This is a genomic window from Bacillus sp. RB3, from assembly GCF_030164735.1.
GTDB classification, from domain to species: Bacteria; Bacillota; Bacilli; order Bacillales; family Bacillaceae_G; genus Bacillus_A; species Bacillus_A cereus.
Window position 1 is genome coordinate 173180 of sequence record NZ_JASNGE010000002.1, and the last position, 16679, is coordinate 189858.

Below are 16679 nucleotides of genomic sequence, written 5' to 3' on the forward strand. Positions count from 1 at the left end.
TGAAATATTGTAAGGAGGAGATTATGACAAGGTGAAAAAGCAAGAGAAGAAAAGTGGTAGAGTAGTACCTCTCCGGTTAAATATTTTATTCCTTTGTGTATTTTTATTATTCTCTGGCATTATTATTCAGTTAGGGAAAGTGCAAATTTTTGATGGAGAAACATATAAAAATGAATTAGAGAAGAGAGAAAATGCAACCGTGGGCCTTTCTGTACCACGTGGGAAAATATTTGATCGTGAAGGAAATCCAGTAGTTGATAATAAGTCTTTACGTACGATTACATATACAAAGGTGAAAGGTGTAAAACAAGAAGAAATATTAAAATCAGCAAGACAACTTGCAGATATTATTGAAATGCCACAAGAAGATATAGATAAGTTAACTGAGACTGATAAGAAAGACTTTTGGATGCGATTGAATCCAGAACTGGCTCAAGACTTAGTATCAAAAAAAGAAATAGATAAGTTCCGAGATAAGGATATTACCGGAAAAGAGCTAGACAAAAAAATAGAAGATTTAAAAAGGAAACGCGTTACAGATAAAAATCTTCAAGAACTAACGGCTAAAGATATAGAAGTGTTAGCTATTAAAAGTAAAATGACCTCAGGTTTTCAAATGGCACCTCAAATTATTAAAAAGGACGTTAGTGAACAGGAATATGCGGTGATTAGTGAAAATTTAGCGAACCTTCCAGGAGTAGACGCATCAGTTGATTGGGAGAGAATCTATGTAAATGATGGATTATTCCGTTCTGTCCTTGGTAACGTTTCAAATGCTGATGAAGGATTGCCACGTGAACGATTAGATTATTATTTAGTGCGTGATTATAGCCGAAATGATAGGGTCGGAAAAAGTTATATCGAACAGCAATACGAAGATGTACTTCATGGTACAAAAAAAGAAGTAAGAAGCATTGCTGATAAACAAGGAAATACTATTAGAACGGAAACGGCTTCGGAAGGAAAAAGCGGTAAAAATTTAACTTTAACAATAGATATGGAATTGCAAAAAAAAGTAGAGGAGAGCATAGAAAAAATATTAAAACAATATAAAGGATCAGAATCAATGTTAGACCGTGCTTTCGTAGTGATGATGAATCCTAAAAATGGCCAAGTATTATCAATGGCTGGGAAAAGGCTTGTAGAAAAAGACGGGAAAATGGAAGTAGAAGATTATGCTTTAGGCACGCTGACAAGTTCATATGAGCTTGGATCAACGGTTAAAGGTGCGACAGTGTTAACAGGGTTTGAAACAAATGCAATAACTCCTGGAACACATTTTTATGATGCACCTATGAAGTTTAAAGGAACTAAGGAAAAGAAGTCTTGGAAAAATTTTGGTGATATAGACGATCTAAGAGCGTTACAAGTTTCTTCAAACGTTTATATGTTTAATATAGCATTAAAAATTGCTGGCGTGGATTATGTAAAAAATAGTTCACTAGATATTAAACAAGAATATTTTGATAAAATGAGGTATTATTTCAGGCAATTTGGACTAGGTGTACAAACTGGTATTGATTTACCAAATGAAACTGCAGGGCAAATTGGAAAAAAAGATAATCAGCCTGGTTTCTTATTAGATTATTCTATTGGGCAATATGATACGTATACACCACTTCAGCTTGCACAATATATTTCGACTATCGCAAATGGAGGATATCGAATGAAACCACAAATTGTTCAAGAGATTAGAGAACAAACCGTTCAAAAAGATGAGGTTGGTAAAGTAGTACAATCAATAGAACCCGTTGTTTTAAATAGAATCGATATGAAACAAGAATATATTAATCAAGTAAAAGAAGGATTTAGAAAAGTATTTCAAGAAGGAGATGGAACAGGAGTAAGAGCGTTCCAAAAAGCACCATATAAACCAGCTGGTAAAACAGGGACCGCACAAACTGTATATGGTGGAGAAAATGCAATTGGGCGAAATGCGAAAGGCGATCGTAGAGAATGTTATAACTTAACATTAGCTGGATATGCGCCATATGATGATCCAGAAGTAGCATTTTCTGTTGTAGTACCGTGGGTTGAAAATGATAAATCGGGCATTAACTCCGATATTGGAAAAGAAGTTTTAGATGCTTATTTTGATTTGAAAAATAAGCGGTTAACTGGTGAAGCGCCAAAAACAGATGCCTCTAAAGAGAATTAAAATGTACGAAACGTCTCTAGCATTCCTGTAAACTAGAGGCGTTTTTATCTGGGGATAGATTAGAAATGAGGTATATATGAAGCTGTTTATTCTAAAATATTGGAGGAACATATGTAGCTACATATTAATTATAATAGGGGTTATTTTTATTAATAAGTCCTTTTTATTTTGTATGGTAGAAGGAATTTCGATGCAACCTACTTTGAATGAAAAAGATTATATACTTGTTAATAAGGTAAATGTCTGTTTATCGTCTTTTCATCATGGAGATGTTGTCATTATAAAAAAAGAAGACGAGCCTACTTACTATGTGAAACGAATTATTGGATTATCGGGGGATAATATACAACTAAAAAAGGATGAGGTATTTATTAACGGTAAAAAGCGTGATGAGTCGTATATACATTTAGATATGTCACAAGTATCCAATCGTTTTTCAAATTTTAGAGAAATAAAAGTTCCTACGCATAAATTATTTGTGTTAGGTGATAATCGTAATCATAGTAAAGATAGTAGGAATACACTTGGACTTATTGATGAGTCAAATATAATAGGTAAAGTAGAAATGGTATTTTATCCATTTGATCATATAAAATGGATAAAATAATTCTATTAACTATTCACGTTTTATAAAATCAATCATATATTAATAGCATAGGACAAGCAGAAAAGCTTGTTCTAACCTCACAGAACACTCCTTATCACGGTTAGGCATCTACATAGGTAGATGCTTTTTTTATGTTGATGACTGAAAATTATTTATCAATATAATGTAGCAAGCATATTAGGACTATTAGGGGAAGATTACTTGTACAAATAACAGTATGCTTAATTAAAACAATGAAATGTAAGGAGTGAGGAATAAGTGCTAAATATTTTAGTGGTTAATTTTCCAGCAGAGGGACATGTAAACCCTACATTAAATTTAGTAAAAGCTTTTACTAAACGAGGGGATAACGTACATTATATTACAACGGCAAACTTTAAGGATAGAATTGAAGATTTAGGAGCTACTGTACATATTCATCCGGATCTATTAAAAGAGATTTCTATTGATGCTGAAACCTCATCTGGGTTAAATGCTTTCTTTCATGTGCATGTTCAAACTTCTTTATATATATTAGAAATTACGAAACAATTATGTGAAAGTATAAATTTTGATTTCGTAATTTATGATATATTTGGCGCAGGAGAGTTAGTAAAGGAGTATTTACAAGTTCCAGGTGTAGTGTCCTCACCTATATTTTTAATTCCGCCAGAGTTTTTGAAGACATTACCTTTTCATCCAAATGCAGATATACCATTCCAACCAGAGGAAATCTCTGAAAAATTACTAAATCAGATGGAACATAAATTTGGAGTAAAACCAAAGAATAATCTTCAATTTATGAATAATAAGGGTGATGTTTGTCTCGTATACACAAGTCGCTATTTCCAACCTAATAACGAATCGTTCGGAGAAAATAACATTTTTATTGGACCGAGTATTTCAAAGCGTAAAACAAATATAAAGTTTCCACTGAAATCACTTAAAGAAAAGAAAGTTATTTATATTTCAATGGGAACACTGCTTGAAGGACTCGAACCATTCTTTAATACTTGTATTGATACTTTTTCAGATTTTGATGGGATAGTTGTAATGGCAATTGGTGATAGAAATGATATTTCTAAAATTAAGAAAGCACCAGATAATTTTATAATTGCTCCATACGTACCTCAATCAGAAATATTAAATGAAGCAGATGTTTTTATTACACATGGCGGTATGAATAGCGTACACGATGCCATTCATTATAATGTCCCATTTGTAATAATACCGCATGATAAAGACCAGCCAATGATAGCGCAAAGATTAACTGAGCTTGAAGCGGCACATAGACTATTGAAAGAACATGTTAATGTGCACACTTTAAAAGAGGCCGTAACAGATGTTCTTTCAAATGAAAAGTATAAACATGGTATAAGAAAACTTAATGATAGCTTTTTAGAATGTGGTGGTTCAAAAGAAGCAATTGCAGTTATTGAATCTCTTTTAAATAAAGTAAAACTTTAATCGGTAGGGATTTTACTACCCATAAATAGCGGGATAAATAGTCGTAACTGTATACAAGCATAGAGGTTCTCACCTTTATGCTTGTATATTCTTATCCAGCAAATTGCACAGCAGTATTTGCGTGTAAAAAAGCAGTATCAAAAACGGGAACAGTAAGATCATTTTGGGAGATAAGTAAAGGTATTTCAGTACAGCCTAATAATATACCTTCAGCGCCGTTTTGAATTAATGATTTTGTAATTTGTAATAACTTTTCTTTAGATGTTTCTGAAATGATCCCTCTACTTAATTCATCTAATATGACATGGTGGATAAAGGTTCTTTCCTCTTCATTTGGGATAATTGTCTCAATGTTATATTTCGCTAATCGTGATTTATAGAAATCTTGCTCCATCGTTTGTTTTGTTCCTAATAGTCCGATACGTTTTATACTCTGTTCTACTATTTCTTTAGCACTTACATCACCAATGTGAAGAAGCGGGATAGATATTGCTTGTTCTACTTCCTCGGCAAATAGATGTACGGTATTTGAACACATTAATAAACATTCAGCCCCAGATTTTTCAACTTTCTTTGCAACTGTAACTAGTTCATTTTTCACTTCTTCATATTGATGATTTTGTAATAAAGTAGTTACTTCACCAAAGTCCATACTATATAAAACTAACTTTGCATTTTGATCGTATTGAGAGAGTGTAAGTGTATTAATATGTTTATAGTATAATGATGTAGATTCCCAACTTAACCCTCCAATCAAACCAATAACTTTCATAATGCATTCCTCCCGAAACGATTTTGAATTTATTATTTCATAATTCCGATAAGAATACAATGATTTAAATGATCTATTTAACAAAAAATAAAAATAGTAAGAAAAGTGTTGAAATTTACATTCTTTAGTGCCATAATACGAATTACAAATTAATACTTATCCAGAGAGGTGGAGGGAACGGCCCTAAGAAACCTCAGCAACCCCTATGCAATTTTATAGGAAGGTGCTAATTCCGCAGAGGACACGATGTGTTTTTTGAAAGATAAGAGGATTCTTGAACGTGAAAGAAAATGACCTCTTATGTAAGAGGTCATTTTTTTGTTGTATAGAAAGGGAGTGTCGATGCATAATTCATTTTTAAATTAAATATAGAGTAATAAAAGTTGACTAATATGAGAGGGGAATTGTCATGAACAAATTATCAACAAAGTTAGTAGTAGCAATCGGTATTGGAGCAGCATTATACGGGATATTAGGACTTTGGGGATTTTCTATTGCACCGAATACATTTATTAAACCAGCATTAGCTATATTAACTGTTTTTGGAGCATTATTTGGTCCAGTGGCAGGACTGTTAATCGGACTTATCGGTCATACCGTAACAGATACGATTGCTGGCTGGGGTATTTGGTGGGGCTGGGTTATTAGTTCAGGTATTATTGGTTTTTCAATGGGGCTTATTCAAAAAAGAGTTGGTTTTAGTGTGAAAAACGGGTCATTTAACAAGGGGGATATTTCTTATTTAGCAATTACTGGGCTAGTTGGTATTGTCATTGCTATTATATTTGCTGGGGCATTCGATATTATTGTGATGGGAGAACCATTTGACAAAATTGTTATACAAGTATTAGGAGCAACAATTTCCGATGTCATCGTTTTCTTAGTACTTGGATTGCCACTTACAATTGGTTTGGCGAAATCCAATAAGAAACATACACATTTAAAAATTGAAAAGTAGGGATGTTAACATGCAACCAATTATTTCGTTTGAACAATTCACCTTTCAATATGGGTATGCTGTGCAGCCTACTTTAAGTGATATTACCTTTCATATATACCCTGGGGAAAAAGTGCTAATTGCTGGACGAAGTGGCTCAGGAAAGTCGACATTAGCTCATTGTATAAATGGGCTAATCCCATTTTCTTACGAAGGGAATAGTACAGGTAACGTTTTAATTGCCGGTAAAGACCCGAGGGAAGGAAGTATTTTTGAACAAAGTAAACAGGTAGGAACAATTTTGCAAGATCAAGATGCTCAATTTATTGGTCTGACAGTAGAAGAAGATGTAGCTTTTTATTTAGAAAATGAATGTGTAAAGCAAGATGACATGAAAAAGATTGTTTCGGACTCATTAAGAAAGGTGAAGATGCATACGTTTCATAAACAAAGTCCACATGAATTATCAGGAGGTCAAAAGCAAACAGTTTCTCTAGCGGGTTTATTAACAACAAATGCGGATATATTATTGTTCGATGAACCGTTAGCTAATTTAGATCCACTAAGCGCCTTACATACGATAAAACTTATGAAAGATATACATGAACAATATAATAAAACGATTGTTATTATCGAACATAGAATAGAAGAAATTTTAAACCTGGATTTAGACAAAGTTATATTAATTGATGAAGGTAAAGTCATTGCGATAGGAACACCAAAAGAAATCTTAGCGTCAAATATATTACCACGTATCGGTTTAAGAGAGCCTATTTACATCGAAGCATTAAAGAGATTACATTTTGATAGTAATAATGACGTAATATATCCAATGGAAAACCTTCAAAAAGAAAAGGTAAGCAATGTTATAAAAGAGTGGATGGAGAAACAAGTCATATTAAAAGGGAATACTAAAAACAAGGAATTACTTAAAGTGGAGAATTTATCATTTTCATACTCTAATAAACAAAAAGTATTAGAAAATGTAAACCTTTCAATATATGAAGGAGAAATTGTGGCACTGTTAGGACATAATGGAGCAGGGAAATCAACATTAGCTCATAGTCTTATAGGCATAAACAAAATGAAAAATGGGAAAATCTTGTTAAAAGGTGAAGATATTAGTTCTTGGTCTATTCGTAAACGTGGGGAAATCATATCTTACGTGATGCAAAATCCAAATCATATGATTACACAGCCTACTGTTTTTGAAGAAGTTTCATTTACATTAACATTACATAATTTTTCTAAGGAAGAAATTAAGAATAGAGTAGAAGGAACTTTAAAAATTTGTGGTTTATATCCATTTCGTAATTGGCCAATTCAAGCACTAAGCTATGGGCAAAAAAAGAGATTAACAATCGCATCTGTATTAACAACAAATCCTAAACTTATCATATTAGATGAACCGACAGCGGGACAAGATTATTATCACTATAAACAATTTATGGCTTTTATTAAAAACCTAGCTAAAAAGGGAATTTCATTTGTTTTTATCACTCACGATATGAATCTCGCGCTAGAATATACAGACCGTGCAGTAGTTCTACATGAAGGGAAAATTATTGCGGATAATACAGTGTTTGATGTATTAGGCGATCAAGAAACGTTACAAAGAGCCAACTTAAGAGAGAGTTCTTTAACCAAGCTTGTTAAATTTAGTGGGATTGCATGTCCAGAAAAATTTATGGAGCTTTATTTAGACAGTAATAGGAGGGAGGAAGGTGCATAGTACATATTTTCATCGTATGGATGGGGTAGTGAAATTGTTTTTATTTATTTTTTGTATGACGCTTACTTTTTTGTTTTTTGATTTTCGGGTGTTGCTAATATTATTTATTATTGGGTGTATCGGGCTCAGCATTGCTAAAATTCCATTTCGTAAAATTTTAATTGTTTTTAGTGTCATATTTACATTTAGTTTATTAAACTCTGTCATGATTTTATTGATTACACCAACTCATGGATCTGAATTAACTGAATCATATACCGCGTTTTTACATGTTGGATATGCAACGATTACATATGAAACATTATTTTATGCAGCTACACTTTCATTAAAGTATTTTACGTTATTACCATTTACACTTCTTTTTATTTACACGACAGATCCAAGTGAATTTGTAAGTAACTTAAGTAAACTTGGTATTCATTATAAGATTACTTATGCAATAAATATTGCACTACGTTATATTCCTGACATCCAGTCTGAGTATAAAATTATTAAACACGCGCAAGAAGCGAGAGGAGTGGCTTTTGAAAAAGGAGAAGCAAGTTTATGGGTTCGTATTAAGAACCGTGTTTTAATTTTCTGGCCACTAATCATTCATTCTCTAGAAAGAATAGATACGGTTTCAAATGCAATGGATTTAAGAGGATTTGGAAAGAAGGATAAACGTACATGGTTTTATACAAGTAAGGCGAAACGTGAAGATTTCATCGCTTTATTTGCCGGTATTTTCATATTTATTGTTGCGGTATATTTAAAATTAAACGTATTTCAAAACTTTTGGTATCCATTTTAAAGCACTCTTTAAACGAGTGCTTTTACTTATTTTTATGTAGACATGCTCAAAAAAGGGATATACACATAATGTATAATACGAACCAGTTAAAATGATCAACTACCTATTAGTTTTCAAACCAAAAGGAGGAGAAAATATGAGTTACGGTGGTTCTTGTGGTTTTGGTGGAGGTTTCGCTTTATTAGTTGTGTTATTCATTCTATTAATAATTGTAGGATGCAGCTGCTGGGGCGGAGGATACTAATTTTTAATTAGTCTTCACAAATGTAAACTAAAAAAACATTGAAGATACTTATGTATCGAAACAAATAAAAAAGGAGCGACTATGCTCCTTTTTTATTTGTTTTAATGCGTATTCTTACTATATTTCGGGAACGTAATCGTTAAAGTCGTTCCTTTACTAACGATACTTCTGATTTTTAAACTTCCATGCATCGTCTCAATAATCTTAACAGCAACCATTGTACCTAAACCGGTTCCTTTTGTTTTTGTACTAAAATACGGTTCACCGAATCGATGTATTTGCTCCTGTGACATTCCAACTCCGCTATCTTCAATTCGTATTTCAACTTTACTATTATTGATAGATGAGGAAATATTTAAGGTACCACCATTAGGCATTGCTTCAATACTGTTTTTGATTAAGTTTAAAAAACATTGTTGAAAGTGCTGTTTATTACCAACAATGGTTGCCTCAGAAAAATCCTGTGTAATATGTATCGTATTCATATTACACAATGGCAATATCATATTAATAACTCGATTTAACTCTTGTTTTACTGAAATTTGATCTAGTTTTTCTGGAGCAGGTTTGGCAAACGTTAAGTAATCATCGATAATTTCTTGGGCACGATTTAACTCTTCAAGTATATGTTTAATATATTCGTCTCTTGATTCAGGAGTTAAATTTTGTGTTTTTAAAAGCTGTGTAAATCCTTTTACAACCGTTAAGGGATTCCTTACTTCGTGCGATATACTTGCAGCGAGTTGGCTAACAATCTCCATTTTTTCCATTTTAATTAATTTTGAGCGCATTAATACAGCATCTTTAATAACTTCATTTATATAAACAATAAATAACATTAAAGTAGTCGGTAATACCATGAAATAAATAATATACAAATTATTCACTTCAAAATCTGATAAGGTTAATACAATTAAAGTTGTAAATATTGCTAGGAAAAAGGTTAAAAACATGGAAAAAGCTACTTTAAGTTTTCTATTATATGTATTAAATTTTGAAGATGCGAGTGCTGTAACGATGAACATTATTCCGTAAACAACAACTGTCAGCATGTTAAAGCCATAAAATAAAAATCTCGTAATTAATAAAATTGTAAACAATATGATACCGACAGGGAATCCACCATAAAGCGTACCTATTATGACCGGAATTTGTCTTAAATCATGAATACAACTTTCATCCATATAGATAGGGTATCGCATACATAAAATAAGCGGGATACTAGAACAAATGGTAATCAGTAGTATTTTATATTTCTTTAAATAGTGCCGGCTATCATATATGAAATAAAAAACAAATATACTACATAAAATGTATAGAAGATTATTTAATACGTTTTGATTAATATAAACAAAGTCCATAATATTTGCCTCGTTATTCTGAATTTACTTAACATATGTATTATACATAATAACATATGTTAAGGTGAATAAACCTTGTTAATACAAGATTAGTTTGGCTTTTTGTTATAAAATGCAAACATTTTTCAAACGTTAGCTATCCAAAGATACTTTTACTAAAATTTTTTACTCCTTCTTCCTGCATGTTCGGTAAAACATGAGAATAAATCCTAAGAGTTAATGAAATGTCTGTATGACCTAATCTCTCACTGATAATTTTAGGATTAACTCCTTGTTTCAATAGTATAGTTGCGTGTGGATGTCTTAAATTACGAATTTTAATTTTTTTCACTTCTGCATTTTTTATTTCCTTATAAAACTTTTCCCTGAAAGCATTTCTGCATAACCACCCACCTGATTTATTACAATTAATTAAATCTAAATCTTGATAAGCAGAACTGATTGGTAATAAGAAACGTTTACATGAGATTCTAAATAAATATAAAAATACTAAAGGAAAGTAAGGTATGAAAAAACAGGTGTTTCAAGAAAAGTGGACGAGCTAGGTCGTGTAGTAATTCCAGTAAGAGTTTATTTGGGAAGTGGCTTTTAAAACTGATGTTGTTGAGTACATGTGGTAGTAAAAGGTAGATGGACATATGAACAAAGTAGAAATTGATGTTAGTAGCAACAAACTTTTAATAGTTTAGGACGAAAATGTAACAGTAGTCAATCCACCAATGAGCGGATTTGGTGAGCAAGTTGCGGTTTAGATAAAGGGTAAGGTTGATTGTGTAGATACTAAGTTTACTGAAAAGATAAAATGATTATTTTTAGAAAGATACCCAGACGGATTTAGTCGAGAAGCTAGTCAAAATCGCGTAGATGTGAAGTGAAAATCGTAAAAAAAGAGTCATGAGTGGAAAGGCTCATAGCTCTTTGTATAAGGGTAATGGTTTTATAGGTAAATATTATTATTAAATTCTAAAAAATTCAATGTTAGTAAATTAATTGGTATGTGATTTGGGTTTTATAGAAAGAGAGCAGCTAACAACAGCTAGCTGCTCTGCAGGTTCTGTAAGACAAAACAGAAAAGAATATTAACAGAATATAAAGGTTTATCCTGGTTGTTTGAACGTAGTTAAAGAAAGAATATCACATACTATCAATGTTAATAAAAACTATCTGTGGCTTTCACTTCTTTATTTTATTCACAAATAGTTCCAGTAGCTATTCCGGTTGGAGCGACACCTACTGGGACATTAGTGATAACAGTATTCGTAGCAATATCAATAACGGAAACAGTATTACTAGCTTGATTTGTAACATATGCACGAGTGCCATCAGGTATGATGGTTACTTGATCAGGGGATAAACCAACAGAAATTGTATCAATCACAGTATTTGTCGCAACATTTATTACCGATACATTATTGCTAACCTTATTTACAACGTAAATAAGGTTTCCACCCGGTGTAATATCTATACCAACAGGTTCGGTACCTACGTTAATTGTATTAATAACTGCATTGGTAGCGGTGTTAATAACAGAAACTGTATTGCTGTTTTGATTCGTGACATACGCACGAGTACCATCTAGTGTAAACACGATTATTCTAGGACGAATGCCAACAGGGATGGTAGCAATAACTGTGTTGGTAGCAGTATTAATGACAGAAATTGTGTTGCTTAATTCGTTTGCAACATATGCAAAGGCACCATTTGGGGAAACAGTAATCCCTTGTGGAGCGATGCCAACAGGAATAGTATTAATAACTGTGTTTGTTGCCGCATTAATGATAGAAACCGTATTATTACCATGATTTCCAACATAAACAGTTGTGTTATTTGGAGAAACAGCTACACCTATTGGATTAGTTCCAACAGGAATGGTAGCGATAACAGTATTCGTAGCAGTATCAATAACGGAAACGGTATTAGAAAAAATATTAGTAACATAAGCACGAGCTCCATTTGGTGAAACTGTTACTTCAAGTGGTGCATTACCTACAGTAATTGTATCAACTACTATATTTGTTCCGGTGTTAATTACAGATACTGTATCATTTGTAGGGTCATCTATGAGTCCTGCATTTGTAGCATATACTAGGAAATTACATGCAGGTCCGGTTGGCCCGGTCGGTCCGGTCGGTCCAGTAGGTCCCGGTGGACAATCACAATCTCCAGTAGGTCCTGGTGGTCCTTCAGGTCCTTGAATCCCTTGCACACCTTGAGGTCCAGTAGGTCCCGGTGGTCCTTCCGGCCCTTGAATTCCTGGCACACCCTGAAGTCCAGTGGCTCCTTCTGGTCCTTCCGGCCCTTGAATTCCTTGTACACCCTGAGGGCCAGTGGGCCCTTCCGGTCCTTCCGGTCCTTGAATCCCTTGGATACCCTGAGGCCCAGTAGGTCCCGGTGGTCCAGGAATTCCCATTCCGGTCCCTGAACCAGTCGGCCCCGGTGGTCCTGGTGGTCCTTGAATTCCTTGTACGCCTTGAGGTCCTTGAGGTCCTTCTGGTCCTTCCGGCCCCTGAATTCCTTCTACACCTTGAGGTCCTTGAGGCCCTTGAGGCCCTTCTGGTCCCTGAATCCCTGGTACACCTTGAGGTCCTTCTGGTCCTTCCGGCCCCTGAATTCCTTGCACACCTTGAGAACCCTGAGCGCCTCTAGGTCCAGGAAATCCTCTAGGTCCAGTGGCTCCAGTCGGCCCCGGTGTTCCGATGTTACTTAATAGCGAACTATTTAAGATTCCTTGTAGAATTAAATTGAATGTTTGCTGTAATAAGGGGTCCGATATATTTGAACAACTTATAAGTGAAGACAAGCTTTGGAATAGAAATTGGAATAATGCTGAGATTTGAGTGAGGGATGCAGTAGGTAAGGAATTAATTAATTGATTTATAGTTCTTATAACTAAATTTCTATTTGGTGTATTTGGTTGTACTGTTATTAATAAATCATTTAATGCCTGTAATGCTGATTGGAGTATTTGTATAGTTGTTGGATTTGGTGTTGTGAAAAAAGAAAGGATGGCTTGATTTAATTGATTTATTATTTGTAATAATTCTTGTTGTTGAGAATTCGAGAAAAAAACAGGTGTACAGCAATTACTTTGATCACAAGGGGATATAGAAATAAAGCAGGGTTGCTGAAATTTATCACACGAATTTTTGGAATTTGATTTTCGATTATATCTCATAAATACCTCCTTTTAAAAAATGAATATTAAGTAATTTTTGGCAAATTATTAGCAACTGAGTTTGTAGGTATATGTTTAATGTGAAATGTTTTTTCCTTCAAAGTATATGCCAATAAAATAGAGGTGTTCATATGGGATATATAATCAATACTTGGTTGTTAGGAGGATGTTGTAATCATAGGAAAGAAAATGAAGGTTACAAAGTTTATAGGCAAGCGATTGTATTTTAAAAAAGCGTTATTGTAATAAAATTTGAAGTTTATTAAAAAGAAGGAATGAAGGAAGATTTAAAAGATTTTGAAAGATCCATAAAAAATTCAGTAAAACTCTGAATTCTTCTACACGTATTTTTATTTGTTAATCCATTTAGAAATAATAGGAATTTGTTGTGCCTATTAAAATATGTACTGTTGGTAATTATAACATGAAAATGGATTGTAATAGACTAATGCATAAAAAAGAACAAGTAATAAATTAAACAAAAGCTTTATTTTATTATAGATAAATAGGTGACTCAGCAATTGTGCTAGCCGAGTCACCTAGTACTATGGAACCAAATAATGTTCTTTTTCTATATGTAGTTATGTGGAGTTCTTAGAGGCTAGCCCAATAGACAGTTAAGGGATAAATAAAATCATTTTAGAGAGTTTTACATTTTATTATGTTAATGCTACAACAGCAAGAGTTAAGCCCAATGTATTTAATGTATTAGAATATGGTCCTACATTAACAGTAAGAGTACTTGTTATACCTAAAGGTGTAGTGAAAATAGCGGGTGCTGATACAGAAGTGAATCCTGCAGTATATCCCAGAGAAGTACCAGAGCCAATGATTGGATTATTATTAAGATACATAGTGATACCTGCCGAATTACCTCCTGGTTGAATGATAACTTGCACTTCATAGATTGCCAAATAGGTTCTTCCACCTTCAAGTAAAACAGTTGTTGGTGGTGTGAATGAGATTGCCGTACCATTAGAATTTACCACGGTATCTAGTGGAATCGCAGAATTTACCGAGACTATTGATGGGGTAGTTTGAACAACATTTAAACTGTTAGCCGTGGGGGATGGACAAGTGCAAGGTTTGTGAATGTTAGGGTTATTATCATTTTGGTAATTCACAAATAATCAAGCTCCTTTGCGTAAGATAATTTTTTATCCTATATAAAACGTAGCTTTTTTGTATCTAAGTTATTTTTAAAGAGAAGTTGAATATTGTTGGTCAGTTAACTTTTAAAAGCATTTGATACTCTGGGATTTAAAAGTGCATCTGATAAATATATATGAATGTTTTTTAAGGACATTACTGTAAGTTTGGAAACATAGTAAAATCGTTATTTTGTTAAATAAAAAAACATGCACAAAAATTGTGCATGTTTAAAAAAGTTATGTCTTGTCTATGTAAATATATGCTTAACTAATATATACCGTGTGTATGTTTGAACAAAATGGTTATTTATTAACAAATATAAAGAGCGCTTTTTAAGATGCTCCATGACCAAGATGTGTTATCGATAAGGATACCAAAAGATTAATAATGAAATGATCATGATTATTGTATGTACATTTCTAATGAATGTGAAATCTTTAAATGCAATCAAAAAGAGCACGCATATAAGCATGCTCTTGGACAAGAAAGGTAGATTTCTATGAGTGGATATCTCCATACAATACTATATGCTTGTCCAGTTAAAAGGTGAAAAGTTTTAATGAAATCTTTATTTTATTAATTTGTAGGTTGATACAGTTCCCCAAACGAAAAGAACCAAGTAAAAAAGTCTTTGTAGTAGACCTGCAGGTAAGGGGAAAAGAAAAACAAGTGAGATAATGATTGTTATTACTATTAAGTTTAGTAAGCAGAAATATGTCCATTTTCTAGTTTTTTTAAGATTCTTTGCAAAAATAAATAGTCCTGGAAATACAGTAAGCATACCTATCCAAACTAGAATAGAATGTCCAATTAGGTTTACATCTGCAGGAATTAATCCTGAGACTATAGTGGAAACTCCTATTATAATTATAAAAAATGTTGCTATTTTATTAATTTTTGTTTTTTCTAGATGTTGTGAAATATATAGTACTCCAATACAAAATGTTATTCCATTAAGAATAAAGAGTAAATTCATCCAAAAGTGATTAGGGGAGCATATTTCATAAGGAGCTATTTCGTAGGTGAATTCTCCACAGGTTGTTACACCTAGATCACTCATTGCATGATGCAAATAGTTATAAGATGCTGTAGAAGTGAAAATAAAGAAAGGTTCAATTAAAAAGTATAGGCAAGTTGCAATCCAACTAAATAAGCCACTCCTATTTGATATATACATTAGATGCCTCCTTTGAAAAAGGTATATTTCCGTTGTAGGTGGTTGCATTATCAAAAGTGAAAAATTTCAAGTTGAGAGTCGATAACCATTTTTAATAATATAGGGTTTTCTAGACAAATGTGTTTAGCGGAAAGACGTGTGAAAAATGGATGGGGTATAACTTAACAAAATCGTTATTTGAGAAAAAGGGATTAGTTTAGTTTTGATTCTGCCAATCCTCAACCAATTATAAAAAGCAGGCCGAATATGAGAGGGTAAAAAATACACGAAATTATTATACTAGTTATAACGACTTTTTTTTGATGTACCTTTTGGAGCGAAAATAATTAAAACCAGTGATACAAATATTAAATAAATTAAATTACTATCACTATAAAAGGTAAAAAATACGATAATAGTTAACAAATTTGAAATGAAACCGAATTATTTTCTCATTACTTTAGCCTTTCTTGGAAAAATAAATAATCCAGATTATACCATGAACGAATAAGGTTTAAGTAAAATTTTAACAAAAACGTTATTTGAATAAAAAGAAGTTAGATAAGGATGAAGAATAGTCATCTTTTATGCTGGGGAGCTTAACGGATATCTAAATGAATTAAGGATGAGTATATGTTGAAAAGAAAAGTGGTTAGTTTGTTTTTGGGAATTATTATGGTAGTTTTATTTTTAAATCCGTTAGATACCAAAGCGTTTAATATTGATAATCAAGAGTTTTATGATTCTTATAATACTTTATTAGCACCATATGCAAGTCAAGTTATCAGAAGGAAGCTTGGACCAGATCATCAGTATAGTTTAACGGACACAAAAATTATAAAAATTGAACGTTTCCCAGAAGAAAACTTTAATTTTATTGTTACAGTTCAATATAAAACTTATATAGGAGCTCATAACCCTCCGAATGGCATAGAAACTATTACTTTTAATATAAATCCAAGTGGAGTAAAGGTTATAAATTTTGTTCATAAAGATGCTTAAAGAAGAAGTAATATTGTTCGTACATTGATGGAAAGGATATTTGAACTAAAAAATGTTATAAAAATTTCATTTTGTAGAAATAAAGAAACTAAAAAAAGAGCACCATGCATCAGTGCCCTTTCAGATAGGAGGTAACACTTTGAG

General features: G+C 32.6%; 13 protein-coding genes, 2 pseudogenes and 1 riboswitch. Of the genes and pseudogenes, 9 read left to right on the forward strand and 6 right to left on the reverse strand.

Annotated elements, in window-relative coordinates:
- Nucleotides 1–31: 31 nt before the first annotated feature.
- The 3 genes from QO049_RS03755 to QO049_RS03765 all read left to right on the forward strand — a co-directional run bounded on the left by QO049_RS03755 (nucleotide 32) and on the right by QO049_RS03765 (nucleotide 4211).
- Nucleotides 32–2158, forward strand: a complete 2127-nt coding sequence (locus QO049_RS03755) for a peptidoglycan D,D-transpeptidase FtsI family protein (RefSeq protein ID WP_284489169.1) — start codon at nucleotides 32–34, stop codon at nucleotides 2156–2158.
- 76 nt (nucleotides 2159–2234) lie between these two features.
- On the forward strand, nucleotides 2235–2765 hold the full coding sequence (gene lepB / locus QO049_RS03760) for a signal peptidase I (RefSeq protein ID WP_000765192.1): 531 nt from the start codon (nucleotides 2235–2237) through the stop codon (nucleotides 2763–2765).
- A gap of 258 nt (nucleotides 2766–3023) precedes the next feature.
- On the forward strand, nucleotides 3024–4211 hold the full coding sequence (locus QO049_RS03765; protein WP_284489170.1) for a macrolide family glycosyltransferase: 1188 nt from the start codon (nucleotides 3024–3026) through the stop codon (nucleotides 4209–4211).
- A 91-nt stretch (nucleotides 4212–4302) separates the two neighbouring features.
- On the opposite strand, the gene QO049_RS03770 is transcribed toward QO049_RS03765, so the two are convergent.
- Complete coding sequence (locus QO049_RS03770; RefSeq protein ID WP_000864392.1) at nucleotides 4303–4983, reverse strand: aspartate/glutamate racemase family protein; 681 nt, start codon at nucleotides 4981–4983, stop codon at nucleotides 4303–4305.
- Nucleotides 4984–5136: 153 nt separating this feature from the next.
- Nucleotides 5137–5252: riboswitch (SAM riboswitch) on the forward strand.
- Between the two features lie 140 nt (nucleotides 5253–5392).
- Here QO049_RS03770 and QO049_RS03775 point away from each other — a divergent pair.
- From QO049_RS03775 to QO049_RS03790, 4 genes are all read left to right on the forward strand, one after another.
- Nucleotides 5393–5941 carry an ECF-type riboflavin transporter substrate-binding protein gene (locus QO049_RS03775; protein WP_001038210.1) on the forward strand — a complete coding sequence of 183 codons (549 nt, stop codon included), beginning with the start codon at nucleotides 5393–5395 and terminating at the stop codon, nucleotides 5939–5941.
- Between the two features lie 10 nt (nucleotides 5942–5951).
- Complete coding sequence (locus QO049_RS03780; protein ID WP_061655860.1) at nucleotides 5952–7652, forward strand: ABC transporter ATP-binding protein; 1701 nt, start codon at nucleotides 5952–5954, stop codon at nucleotides 7650–7652.
- The gene (locus QO049_RS03785) at nucleotides 7645–8445 is read left to right on the forward strand and encodes an energy-coupling factor transporter transmembrane component T family protein (RefSeq protein ID WP_284489171.1); all 801 of its coding nucleotides are present in this window, start codon (nucleotides 7645–7647) and stop codon (nucleotides 8443–8445) included. Before QO049_RS03780 ends, QO049_RS03785 begins: the two co-directional genes overlap by 8 nt.
- A gap of 136 nt (nucleotides 8446–8581) precedes the next feature.
- On the forward strand, nucleotides 8582–8689 hold the full coding sequence (locus tag QO049_RS03790; protein ID WP_000120182.1) for a YjcZ family sporulation protein: 108 nt from the start codon (nucleotides 8582–8584) through the stop codon (nucleotides 8687–8689).
- Nucleotides 8690–8790: 101 nt separating this feature from the next.
- On the opposite strand, the gene QO049_RS03795 is transcribed toward QO049_RS03790, so the two are convergent.
- Nucleotides 8791–10050 (reverse strand): LytS/YhcK type 5TM receptor domain-containing protein, encoded by a 1260-nt coding sequence (locus QO049_RS03795; protein ID WP_246962994.1) that lies wholly within the window; start codon nucleotides 10048–10050, stop codon nucleotides 8791–8793.
- Nucleotides 10051–10186: 136 nt separating this feature from the next.
- A pseudogene (locus QO049_RS03800) lies at nucleotides 10187–10492 on the reverse strand (tyrosine-type recombinase/integrase); the annotation flags it as partial.
- A gap of 196 nt (nucleotides 10493–10688) precedes the next feature.
- Here QO049_RS03800 and QO049_RS03805 point away from each other — a divergent pair.
- Nucleotides 10689–10802, forward strand: a pseudogene (locus QO049_RS03805) (DUF3954 domain-containing protein).
- Between the two features lie 434 nt (nucleotides 10803–11236).
- Here the strand turns inward: QO049_RS03805 and QO049_RS03810 are convergent.
- From QO049_RS03810 to QO049_RS03820, 3 genes are all read right to left on the reverse strand, one after another.
- The gene (locus QO049_RS03810) at nucleotides 11237–13225 is read right to left on the reverse strand and encodes a YVTN family beta-propeller repeat protein (RefSeq protein WP_246962996.1); all 1989 of its coding nucleotides are present in this window, start codon (nucleotides 13223–13225) and stop codon (nucleotides 11237–11239) included.
- 659 nt (nucleotides 13226–13884) lie between these two features.
- Nucleotides 13885–14349 (reverse strand): hypothetical protein, encoded by a 465-nt coding sequence (locus tag QO049_RS03815; RefSeq protein WP_001109240.1) that lies wholly within the window; start codon nucleotides 14347–14349, stop codon nucleotides 13885–13887.
- A 596-nt stretch (nucleotides 14350–14945) separates the two neighbouring features.
- A complete protein-coding gene (locus tag QO049_RS03820) occupies nucleotides 14946–15554 on the reverse strand; it encodes a DUF998 domain-containing protein (RefSeq protein ID WP_246962998.1) in 609 nt (202 codons plus the stop codon).
- A gap of 612 nt (nucleotides 15555–16166) precedes the next feature.
- Between QO049_RS03820 and QO049_RS03825 the strand changes: the two genes are divergently transcribed.
- Nucleotides 16167–16535 carry a DUF3888 domain-containing protein gene (locus tag QO049_RS03825; protein ID WP_089171139.1) on the forward strand — a complete coding sequence of 123 codons (369 nt, stop codon included), beginning with the start codon at nucleotides 16167–16169 and terminating at the stop codon, nucleotides 16533–16535.
- The last annotated feature ends 144 nt before the right edge of the window (nucleotides 16536–16679 follow it).

Bases quoted from the DNA above. Each gene is read 5' to 3' on its own strand.
- lepB (WP_000765192.1), top strand. From the start codon at position 2,235: ATGAAGCTGTTTATTCTAAAATATTGGAGGAACATATGTAGCTACATA.
- QO049_RS03770 (WP_000864392.1), bottom strand. From the start codon at position 4,983: ATGAAAGTTATTGGTTTGATTGGAGGGTTAAGTTGGGAATCTACATCA.
- QO049_RS03775 (WP_001038210.1), top strand. From the start codon at position 5,393: ATGAACAAATTATCAACAAAGTTAGTAGTAGCAATCGGTATTGGAGCA.
- QO049_RS03780 (WP_061655860.1), top strand. From the start codon at position 5,952: ATGCAACCAATTATTTCGTTTGAACAATTCACCTTTCAATATGGGTAT.
- QO049_RS03790 (WP_000120182.1), top strand. From the start codon at position 8,582: ATGAGTTACGGTGGTTCTTGTGGTTTTGGTGGAGGTTTCGCTTTATTA.
- QO049_RS03795 (WP_246962994.1), bottom strand. From the start codon at position 10,050: ATGGACTTTGTTTATATTAATCAAAACGTATTAAATAATCTTCTATAC.
- QO049_RS03810 (WP_246962996.1), bottom strand. From the start codon at position 13,225: ATGAGATATAATCGAAAATCAAATTCCAAAAATTCGTGTGATAAATTT.
- QO049_RS03820 (WP_246962998.1), bottom strand. From the start codon at position 15,554: ATGTATATATCAAATAGGAGTGGCTTATTTAGTTGGATTGCAACTTGC.
- QO049_RS03825 (WP_089171139.1), top strand. From the start codon at position 16,167: ATGTTGAAAAGAAAAGTGGTTAGTTTGTTTTTGGGAATTATTATGGTA.